Source organism: Virgibacillus sp. W0430 (assembly GCF_051846935.1).
GTDB lineage: Bacteria > Bacillota > Bacilli > Bacillales > Amphibacillaceae > JBPYCR01.
In genome coordinates, this window is record NZ_JBPYCS010000001.1 from 237,728 (window position 1) to 247,740 (window position 10,013).

The 10,013-nt window shown below is 37.1% G+C and carries 8 protein-coding genes and 1 riboswitch; of the genes, 2 read left to right on the top strand and 6 right to left on the bottom strand.

What is annotated here, in order from left to right; genetic code table 11:
• Positions 1–63 precede the first annotated feature (63 nt).
• The 3 genes from ACLIBH_RS01135 to ACLIBH_RS01145 all read right to left on the bottom strand — a co-directional run bounded on the left by ACLIBH_RS01135 (position 64) and on the right by ACLIBH_RS01145 (position 3,121).
• Positions 64–1,116, bottom strand: a complete 1,053-nt coding sequence (locus tag ACLIBH_RS01135; protein ID WP_439314829.1) for a TAXI family TRAP transporter solute-binding subunit — start codon at positions 1,114–1,116, stop codon at positions 64–66.
• A gap of 278 nt (positions 1,117–1,394) precedes the next feature.
• Positions 1,395–2,882, bottom strand: coding sequence for a sodium:solute symporter family protein (locus tag ACLIBH_RS01140; RefSeq protein WP_439314830.1), 1,488 nt, complete (start codon positions 2,880–2,882; stop codon positions 1,395–1,397).
• The gene (locus ACLIBH_RS01145) at positions 2,879–3,121 is read right to left on the bottom strand and encodes a hypothetical protein (protein WP_439314831.1); all 243 of its coding nucleotides are present in this window, start codon (positions 3,119–3,121) and stop codon (positions 2,879–2,881) included. The genes ACLIBH_RS01140 and ACLIBH_RS01145 overlap by 4 nt, the downstream gene beginning before the upstream one ends.
• Positions 3,122–3,644: 523 nt before the next feature.
• Here ACLIBH_RS01145 and ACLIBH_RS01150 point away from each other — a divergent pair.
• Positions 3,645–5,186 carry an alpha/beta fold hydrolase gene (locus tag ACLIBH_RS01150; RefSeq protein ID WP_439314832.1) on the top strand — a complete coding sequence of 514 codons (1,542 nt, stop codon included), beginning with the start codon at positions 3,645–3,647 and terminating at the stop codon, positions 5,184–5,186.
• Between the two features lie 204 nt (positions 5,187–5,390).
• Positions 5,391–5,570, top strand: coding sequence for an anti-repressor SinI family protein (locus ACLIBH_RS01155; protein WP_439314833.1), 180 nt, complete (start codon positions 5,391–5,393; stop codon positions 5,568–5,570).
• Positions 5,571–5,619: 49 nt separating this feature from the next.
• Here ACLIBH_RS01155 and ACLIBH_RS01160 read toward each other — a convergent pair whose 3' ends face one another.
• The 3 genes from ACLIBH_RS01160 to dapA form a co-directional block, all read right to left on the bottom strand.
• Positions 5,620–6,858 carry a dicarboxylate/amino acid:cation symporter gene (locus ACLIBH_RS01160; protein ID WP_439314834.1) on the bottom strand — a complete coding sequence of 413 codons (1,239 nt, stop codon included), beginning with the start codon at positions 6,856–6,858 and terminating at the stop codon, positions 5,620–5,622.
• A 385-nt stretch (positions 6,859–7,243) separates the two neighbouring features.
• The gene (gene dapF, locus ACLIBH_RS01165; protein ID WP_439314835.1) at positions 7,244–8,074 is read right to left on the bottom strand and encodes a diaminopimelate epimerase; all 831 of its coding nucleotides are present in this window, start codon (positions 8,072–8,074) and stop codon (positions 7,244–7,246) included.
• 359 nt (positions 8,075–8,433) lie between these two features.
• On the bottom strand, positions 8,434–9,324 hold the full coding sequence (gene dapA, locus ACLIBH_RS01170; RefSeq protein ID WP_439314836.1) for a 4-hydroxy-tetrahydrodipicolinate synthase: 891 nt from the start codon (positions 9,322–9,324) through the stop codon (positions 8,434–8,436).
• 121 nt (positions 9,325–9,445) lie between these two features.
• A riboswitch (Lysine riboswitch) is annotated at positions 9,446–9,625 on the bottom strand.
• Positions 9,626–10,013 lie beyond the last annotated feature (388 nt).

Genomic DNA, 10,013 nt, shown 5'->3' on the forward strand with positions numbered 1-10,013 from the left:
AAGGCCGGCAGCAATTGGTTGGCACCGGCCTTTTAAAAAAAGTTTTATAATTTATTACCACATTTAATTAGCGGATATACCTTCTTCATCAAAGAACTTTTTAGCTCCAGGGTGTAAATCAATTCCGATTCCGTCCAAGGCAGATTCTAGGGTGATCAGTTCGCCCTTCGCATGTGCAATCGCATTTGTGTTCTTATAAATTGCTTTCGTAATGTCATAGACGACATCTTCAGAAAGACTGTCTGTAACAGCAACCATAGCTAATACTGCGACGGTATGCACATCTTCTTCTAATCCATACGTTCCAGCAGTAATTGTATCTGCTGCGTAATATGGATACTTTTCAACGAGCTCATCTACTTTATCTTGGGCAATTGGTACGACAGAAACTTCAGCAGTTGCTTGAAGTTCTTCTACAGCACCTGTTGGCGTTCCAGCTGTAATAAATGCTGCGTCAATGTTACCGTCTTTTATCCCGCCAGCTGATTCTCCAAAATCCAAGTTTTGTGCGTCAATATCATCTATCGACATGCCGTGGATTTCCAAAATTTGTTCCGCATTAATGTAAGTTCCAGAGCCGGGTGCACCTACAGAAACTTTTTTTCCTTTTAAATCTTCTACTGAAGAAATGTCAGAATCAGCAGTAGTAACGATTTGAACCGTCTCTGGGTAAAGTGAGCCAAGACCGAGTACGTTGTCTACTGGATCTCCTTCAAAGGCGTTTCGTCCTTCAATCGCATCTGCAACAACGTCTGTCTGAACGAATGCAAGTTCAGCCTCTCCATCTTTTAAAGCGATTACATTATCAGCCGATGCGTTAGATGATAATGCGTCCGTCTGAATTCCTGTTTCATCTGTAACAATTTTGGCTATTGCTCCACCAAGCGGGTAATATGTTCCGCTAGTACCACCTGTTAACAAGCTTAAATATTCTGGTTGATCTCCATTGCCAGCATCCGTTTCTTCTGCATCATCTGTACCATCGGCATCTTCAGCAGTATCAGATCCTGAATCATTATCTGACGATGTATCTCCTGAATCTCCACCACATGCTACTAGAAGTAAGGATAGTGCAAATAACATAGAAATTAATAATAATAGATTTTTCTTCTTCATATCGAAGATCCCCCTTAATAATTATTAAAAATGTGGTAATACTAGTAGATTATTACGGAATCCTATTATTGTCAAATTTTACTTTATAAGGGTTTTTCTTGCTTTAATTGAATAAAGTGAAAATAATAAAAATTGCTTATAGGTGGTTTCTTAAGCTGGGCATTTAAGGTGTATATTAAACACCCGACAATTAGAGGAAGTTTTTATAGGAAAAAAGAAAGGTTGTCTATCGTTGCAGCAAACGAGCAACGATAGACAACCTTTTTTCTATTTTCGATCTATGATAATGCTTTTTCAATGCGAGCTTTTTCTTGTTGTGACGTTTTAATAAAGAGACTAGCAGCTACACAAATGATTGTGTTAATGAGTAATCCCCATAGACCACTTGCTATACCAAACGGTTTTAACCCAGCAAAAGCCATGTAGGATGCAACAACTGTTCCGACAAGCATTCCAATAAAGACCGCGTGCTTGTGCAAGCTTTTCCAGTAAAGACCGATTATAAATGCTGGAGCAATTTGGATAAGTAGCTCGAACTTTAAAATAAAGATACGATATAAGGTTGCAGGTGGATACCAAGCGATAATTAATAAAAAGATAACAATAAAGACACCTGTTATTTTCCCGACTAAAATTTGTTTTTTATCACTCGCTTCTTTGTTAATAAATCTGCCGTAAATATCTTTAGATATAACAGAAGAGAGTGTTAGTAATACAGAATCAGCTGTAGACACAATTGCTGCAATGATTCCTCCGAATAAAAGCACCATTGCCCAATAAAAGAAGCTATGCTGGCTTGCAATATGATTGGCCATCATGCCGACAAGTTGTTCCGAATCTCCTTCACTTAATCCTGGGAATGCTTGGATCCCAATAATCCCAATGAGAAAAACGAAACCAGAAGTAATAAATGGCATCCACGCCATACCTGTTAATGAACGTTTTAAAGAAAGCTCACTCTTTGCAGCAAAAATTCGCTGAATAGCGTGGGGATATATCGCAGCTCCAATTGTTACTAGGATGAGCATACTGAACCAACCAACAACCCCATTAATGTCTGGAACACCTAGTTTTTCTGGTGACATGACGGCAGCATAGTCAGTTGCACTTGAAACGCCACCGAAGTAAATAATTGAGCCTATTAAGAGTATTAACACACCAAATAATAAAGCTATTCCCTGCATCGTGTCTGTATAAGCAACAGAGCGCATTCCACCTAGCCATCCGTAAATGACCATAATTGTAACAAAGAACACTACGGCAGCTTGATACGGTACAGTTCCACCAGTTAAGCCACTTACCCCGTGACCGATTGCAACAATCTGCTCTAATAAATAGTTTCCTAAACCGTATAGCATAAGAAGTGACGCTAAAATTGTAACTCCTTTAGATTGGAATCGTTTATGGATAAAATCAGATGGAGTTATAAAGTTATATTTTTTACTTAAAACGTATAATCTAGGAGCAAATAGCATATATCCAATTACAATTAAAATAAAAAAAGTTATTGATTGCAGCCAAAAGAATCCTAATCGATATGCAGTCGGTGCATAACCAACGACTGTATTTCCGCTATATTGTGTAGCAAAAAAGGTGAAGAACAAGACAAATACGCCAATGCTCCCTCCACCAAGATAAAATTCTTTATTTGATTGGTGAATCCCTTTGTTTTTAAGATATGTAAAAAGTCCAATAGCTAGCATTAAAAAACCGTAAAAAAGCATAATGATAATGCCGGATGTTCCTGAAAACGCTAGATTATTCATTCACTTTCCTCCTTGATGTCTTCTTCATCTGTCATTTGCCAACTATATTTCAAAATAAATGTTATAGCGATAGAAATAGCTACAGATACTCCTAAAATGATTAGTGCCCAGTAAGGTACACCTAATATAATCGGTTCATATGAGCCAGCTGGTAAATACCAAGGAACACTCATGATAAAGAGTGGAATTAAAACGACCCATACTTTCCAATTTTTAATCGGTTCTTTTCTTTTTTTCATTCTGTCTCCTCCTCTGTTGTATAAAATTTCTGACAATTAAATGCGCATCACTTGCTAATAGTCAACATTTTCAATTTTACCGCGATCTTTTCCATTGTCAAGAGAATTTTTTAGTAGACGTTCCTGCGATAAATATGGAGGTTTAAATGAGTATAACGTGCTTAAAGTGTCTTTAAAAATGAAGAGACTATAAAACAATAAAGGTGTAACCTTTCTAACAATTCCACTCATGGAATATACTCGCTTTCCACGGCGATTGGTAAGCCTCCTCGAGCTACCGCTGAGGCCATTGAAAAGTCCTCAAATACTATTTTTTAACCCGCAATCTATTGACTTCTGTTCCAAGCGGACGAATTCCGCTGGCGTGGCCTGATTTTCCGCAAGTTAATCCGAAAACTTAAAGATTGAAACTGTATTTGATGCGTAACAAACAATAGTGTCACTATTCTGTATTAAATAGAAGGGAACTTGAAAAATATAGCGAAATAGTAATTATAATAGAACTTTAGTAGGAGGTGAACGGATGCATGATTTGAAAAATGGAGATCTATCGATTCATTATGAGTGGATTGAGTCGAAAAAAGGAACGGCAAAAGAAACAATTGTTTTTATTCATGGAATCGGATTAAATATGTATTCTTGGGACTTTGTTATTCCTCATTTTCGTAAACAGTATGATATTATCCGCTATGACTTAAGAGGGCATGGAAAAAGCGATATTGGTGAGGAAAAGCTTACCATTGAATTATTAAGCAAGGATTTAATGTATCTACTCTCCGAACTAGACATTGATTGTTTTCATATTGTTGCACAAGGGTTAGGAGGATTTATTGCAGTTCATATTGCTGCCCATATAGAAGAAATAATATTAAAAACGATTACGCTTATGACGGTTCCGTTGTATTATCCGAATGAGTTAGGGGAGAAGTTGGTTCAAAAACGTAAAGCATTGGTAGCTGGTGAGGATTCAATGATTAAGCTTGCTTACAATATGGAACGATCGGCTTATTATAATCCGACACCAGAAAAACTAAATTTCCTTTATCGCTCGTATAAAAAAGTGTCTCCAGCGGTTTTTTTTCAACTGTTTCACCCGAAAATAGGCGAAGGCTGTTTACAGCTCATTACAAGAGTGAGGAACCCTATTTTGCTTTTATCTGGTGCAGAAGATGACATATATCCGTCTGAATTATCGAATATGAGCTTAAACTTTGTTCCTAATGGAAGACATTATACTGTACCAAAAGCATCGTTTCTCGTTCAATTCGATCAACCAAAAATGATGGCAGACATGGTTATTGAATTCATAAAGAACAACCCAAAACCTAATAGGACGAATCATTCTATAACAAGTTATAAAAAATTGCTGATGCAGAAAATGTATAACGAATACTTTAATGATAGATCGGTGAAGAAAGATCAATTGGATCAACAACCAGTTCTAACAGTGAATGTAATGAATGGGTTCGATGTAGAAATGAATGGCGAAAAAATCGTTCAAGGTTGGAACAAAAGAAAAGCGAAGCAATTATTAATATATCTTATTATCGTAAAATCAGCGACTCGTGATGAGCTATGTGATGTTCTTTGGCCAGACATTCATTTGGAAAATGCAAAAAATCGGTTACGTGTTTCTTTACACTACATTAAACGGATATTAAATGTTGAGCAAAACAATGCTTCGATTATTCATACAGATCGGGAGCATGTGCGGTTGCAAGTTCAGGTACAATGTGACCTTGTTGAATATATGGAGCGATTAAAAAGTGCACACCAGCTCCAAAATCGTGCTGAAAAGGCAAATATGTATGGCTGGCTACTGGAGGAAAGAACGGCAAGACCTTTGCCTGGATTGTATGAGGATTGGTTTCTTGATTTTCAATCCGAGCTTGAAAAGGATTGGGCGGATATGGCTATATTTTTAGCAGATTTCTTTGAAGAGGAAGGCGATTATAAAAAAGTGCTTCATTATTTGCAAATTGCGTTAAACTATTATGTAGATGATTCGACGTTAACTGCAAGATATGAAGCAAATGTTAATAAAGATATGTTTAACAAACACTAAGCTGCTTTGTATAAAGCAGCTTTTAATAATTTAAGACTGTAGTAGTTGCGAATATTAGAAATTAATCGACGTTTTTTTTATCGTTTTTTAAATTGTTTAAACAATGTGTAATGGTCGTGTAACGGCTGAAGTAGTATCATTTTACCACTCTAACGTGCTCGCAAATAGATAAGGATTGATACTGGAAGAGAGGGTGTACACCGAGTGGGGAATAAAAAAGAGATGTATTTTGATCAAGAATGGTCTTCACTTATATTGAAAGCAAAATTAGCGGGATTGACAAAGGAACAGATCAGAAACTTTTTGCGTAATCCTTCACATAATAATAAGGATAAGAAAAAAATACATAAAAACGCTCTTCAATCTAAAGTTGAAGAGCGTTGAGTACGCAAAATCATATGATTAACAATGCTTTTACATATATAATATATATTTAGCTTGCATTGCTTGCATCTGCTTGTTCCATCCAATCAGGGCCGTCAAGATGTCTCGTTACAAGCATACTTGATACGGTATCACCAGTTGCATTAACCATTGTAGCCGGTGGGTCGACAACAACTCCAATTGCTGAAATAATTGGAAGGGCTTGAATTGGCAAACCGTATAGTGTAACTATCATCATTTCGCCGATGAAGCCACCACCTGGTATGCCGCTCATAACGATCCCCGATAGCAAACAAATGCCAATAGCAGTTAAGAATGTGTCGATGCCAGAGAAATCCTTGTTAAAAACTCCAAATACGAAAGCGATTTTTAACATAGCGGATAAACAGGAGCCATCCATATGAATCGTTGCTCCAAGTGGAAGAACCGTTTCACGAATATCCTTTGGAACACCAATCTTTTTTGCAGCTTGCAAATTAACTGGTAACGTTGCAATACTACTCCCCGTACCAAGAGAAGTTGCTGCAGGAGACAGAATGTTTTTCCAAAAACGAGATACACCCTTTTTCCCGCCAGCGATAAATGCATACAACGTAAATCCAATAAAGAAATATAAAATAGATACCGGATAATACACAATAATTGCTTTTGCATAATCACCGATTAAAGCGGTTCCAAACTCGCCAATTAATGCAGCAAAATAAGCACCTAATCCAATTGGAGCATAGTACATAACGAGCTGAATGATCTTCATAAATACTTCGGATCCACTCGCTAAAAAGTTAGCAAATGTTTTTCCAGGCTTTCCAATAAGGCCTGTAGCTACACCTACTAGAACAGAAAAGATAATGAGCGCGAGCATATTGGAACGGGAAAATAGATCGATAAAGTCTGGTACAGTAAATGTTTGTACAAGCTGATCAGCAAATGTAACTTCCTCCATTTCCTCCGGTGTTTCGAGAGGAATATCTGCACCTGATCCGGTAGGGAACATGACGGTAGCAATTAGCATAAATACGGATGCAATAATTCCAGTAACGACAAAAATCGTTATCATAGACCCCATAATTTTACCGAGTCTACGCATGCTATCCATATTTGCTACGGCAGATGCGATTGTAAAGAAGACGAGAGGGACAACAATCATAAATAATAAATTGATAAACAAGTCACCTAGTGGTTTGATTACACCTGCTTTTTCTCCGAAGATCAGACCGATAATAGAGCCGACAATAATAGAAAAAAGTAAAATAATAGGAAAACGGTAGGCTTTTAATTTATTACGCATGCTTAGTAGCTCCTTTTTATTTTATTTTAGATGCAATGTTTTGCTTTTACTTTATTTCCACCCTTCTCAGTTATGTATAAGCCCATCTGTAAAATGTTGTTCTTATTATACCAACGGATGTCTTAAATGTTAATCATAAATTGAATAAAGATGGAGTTCTATATTTGTACGTACATATTTTAATTCATTTACAAATTGTTTGGTCCATAACCAGCTGCGGAAAGCGAGGTATATTTCGAGAGCGGGTAAATACATGCTTCAATAATAGATAGGTTTTTCTTTGATTTAAAAAGTTTTCTCTACCTTCGTTTCAGTCACGGATATAAAGGCCCGAAAATGTAAAGCTTATAATAACCGATGCTGTTTGTATGTTTTTTCAAACAGATTACTCATAGTGGATTAAAAATCCTTCGGCTACAATAACTGCGTCTCCAGTTAAAGTAATGTTCGTAATCGACTTTTTATTCGTATCAAATGCAATTGTTAATGGTCCTCCCTTTGTATGTACTGTGACGGGTGTAGTAACTTTATTTAATTGATGCGCTATGATTACGCTAGCAGTTGCTCCTGAACCACAAGCGAAGGTTTCGTCCTCTACCCCGCGTTCAAACGTTCGTACCGTTATTTCATGTTTATTATTAATTTTAATTAAATTCATGTTCGTTCCATTCGTAGCCTCGATCACTTGTTTTCTACTATTTTTTGCCCATTGTTTAAAATCAGCACTGTCAATTTGCATTTGTTCATTCGCTATGCATACCGTGTGAGGAACACCTACTGTTAGATAATGATAGAACGGAATTGCTTCGGTACTAGAAAATTGTTTCTGTAGCTGAATCTTTTCTGTTTGAATGGAAGGAAAATTTATTTGCACTTGCTCATTAATAATTTGCCCTTCATACATACCATCTCCTGTTTCAAATAACGTCGTTTCGGAGATTAGGCCTTTTTCATACGCGTATTTTACAATACATCGAGCGCCATTACCGCACATTTCCCCTTCGGAGCCATCCGCGTTAAAGTAGCGCATTTTAAAGTCTGCCCTGTTTGAGCTTTCTAAAAGCATCAATCCATCTGCCCCAACATGGAATCGTCTATGGCAAACGGTTTGTATAAAACCAGACGGAAGTATATGATCCATTAGCCCATTTCGATTATCTATAATAAGGAAGTCATTTCCACAGCCATTCATTTTTGTAAAAGGAATTTTTTTCAAAAGACTCAACTCCAAACGTATAAAAAATACAAAATTTTAAATTACATTTATAGTTTGTTTCGCTATTCAATTTCTTCACATGCATTTAAAGTAAAAGTGTTCAAATTGATCGTAACACTTTTTTCGTCTATAAGTATATCTTCTTATTTAATCTTTTCATACTCATTTTAAATATAGCAGAGAATAAAGTCTTTTGTAGTCGCTAGGATGTGTTTGTTAAAAAAGCTTTTGTGTTAACTACGAGATAAAACATATTGATATGAAGGACTAAAAAGCTGGGTCCGCTCATCATGTTGTGATGAGCGGACCCAGTTCGGTATTTTTCGGTATATATTAATTTTTATCACAAACGCATGTTTTTAGACGACTCGCTGAACTTGACTTGGGCGAATTACTCGCTTTAATGCCGCTTTTTCTTCTTGGTTAAGCGGAATTAAAGGTAAACGTACACTACCAACATGGATGCCGTTCATATTCAATGCTTCTTTTACAGGTGTAGGACTAGGTGCAGCGAATAGAGCATTCATAATTGGTAAAAGTTCACGATGCAGTGAAGCGGCTTGTTGCACATCGCCATTTTTAAATGCAGTTATCATTTCTTGCATTTCGTTTCCGATAATGTGAGCTGCAACTGAAACAATACCAACACCGCCAATGGACAGTACTGGTAAGGTTAACCCATCGTCGCCACTATATAATAGGAAGTCTTCTGGTGTGCGACTAATGATTTCAGACATTGCGTCTAAGTCTCCGCTCGCTTCCTTAACAGCAAATATGTTTTCTATTGCAGCAAGTTTTACGATTGTATCGACGCTAATATTTACGGAGCTTCTTCCTGGTATGTTATAAAGCATAACTGGCAAGGAGGTAGCCTCAGCTATTGTTTTAAAATGCTGGTACATTCCTTCCTGGGAAGGCTTGTTGTAGTATGGCGCGACAAGCATAACGCCATCTACGCCAATCGCTTCTGCTTGCTTCGTTAATGAAACCGAGGCTCTTGTATTATTTGATCCAGTTCCTGCAATTACGGGAATTCTTCCGTTAACGGTAGCAACTGTAAATTCAAACAGCTCGAGCTTTTCCTCTGTTGTCAGCGTTGGACTTTCGCCAGTCGTACCAGCGACTACTAATGCGTCTGACCCATTTGCTATCAAATTGTTTATTAAATTTCTTGTAGCGTTAAAATCAATTTCTCCATCACGATCGAATGGTGTAACCATTGCTGTAATTACTTGACCAAAATTATTCATTCCATAACACCCTTTTTATAGTATTTTCGAGGTGATCTGGGCTGATTAATCATAAGCACAAAAAAGCAGCAACGAACGGCCCGTTGCTGCAGTAGAAACAAATGTAAATTAGTGTTTCCGTGCGTAAGGTAGCCCTCCATACAGTTTCCTATATGACAGTCCTGCATTTATTCAATAGCAGACCCAGCTTCAAGAACATGAGTATTCCTGTCGCTTCGGCAAATTCCCCTTTCCACAAGTGTCAATGGACCTCATTATCCTCAGCCTGTGTACTGATGGTTTTTGCGCCTCTATCCTCAACTTCAAAAATAAATTTTGAAATAGGAATTTATGTAATTGATTACTAGTATAACAAACGATGAAATTGTTTACAAGTGGAATTTTAAATTCGATTGAGTCACGTATTTGTGGGTGTTCTTTTAAGAAGTTAAAAAACCTCTCTTTGTATTCGTCAATTTTAGTATTGATTCCTACCGACCGCAGTAGATATACACTACGCTTTCCGAGGAGGCTTAAGCCGTGCCCGCGGAAAGCATCCACCTGCAGTGAAAATCAACGGTGGTATTCATGTGTATATCGTTCGAAGTAAAATTGATCACATATTATCTAGTTAGATTCGTGCATCTGTTCCCCCACAAACATTTTACGCATACAGCTTATGAAAAAAAGGCTCATCGATCGTGTGAAAA

Bases quoted from the DNA above. Each gene is read 5' to 3' on its own strand.
- ACLIBH_RS01135 (WP_439314829.1), bottom strand. From the start codon at position 1,116: ATGAAGAAGAAAAATCTATTATTATTAATTTCTATGTTATTTGCACTA.
- ACLIBH_RS01140 (WP_439314830.1), bottom strand. From the start codon at position 2,882: ATGAATAATCTAGCGTTTTCAGGAACATCCGGCATTATCATTATGCTT.
- ACLIBH_RS01145 (WP_439314831.1), bottom strand. From the start codon at position 3,121: ATGAAAAAAAGAAAAGAACCGATTAAAAATTGGAAAGTATGGGTCGTT.
- ACLIBH_RS01150 (WP_439314832.1), top strand. From the start codon at position 3,645: ATGCATGATTTGAAAAATGGAGATCTATCGATTCATTATGAGTGGATT.
- ACLIBH_RS01160 (WP_439314834.1), bottom strand. From the start codon at position 6,858: ATGCGTAATAAATTAAAAGCCTACCGTTTTCCTATTATTTTACTTTTT.
- dapA (WP_439314836.1), bottom strand. From the start codon at position 9,324: ATGAATAATTTTGGTCAAGTAATTACAGCAATGGTTACACCATTCGAT.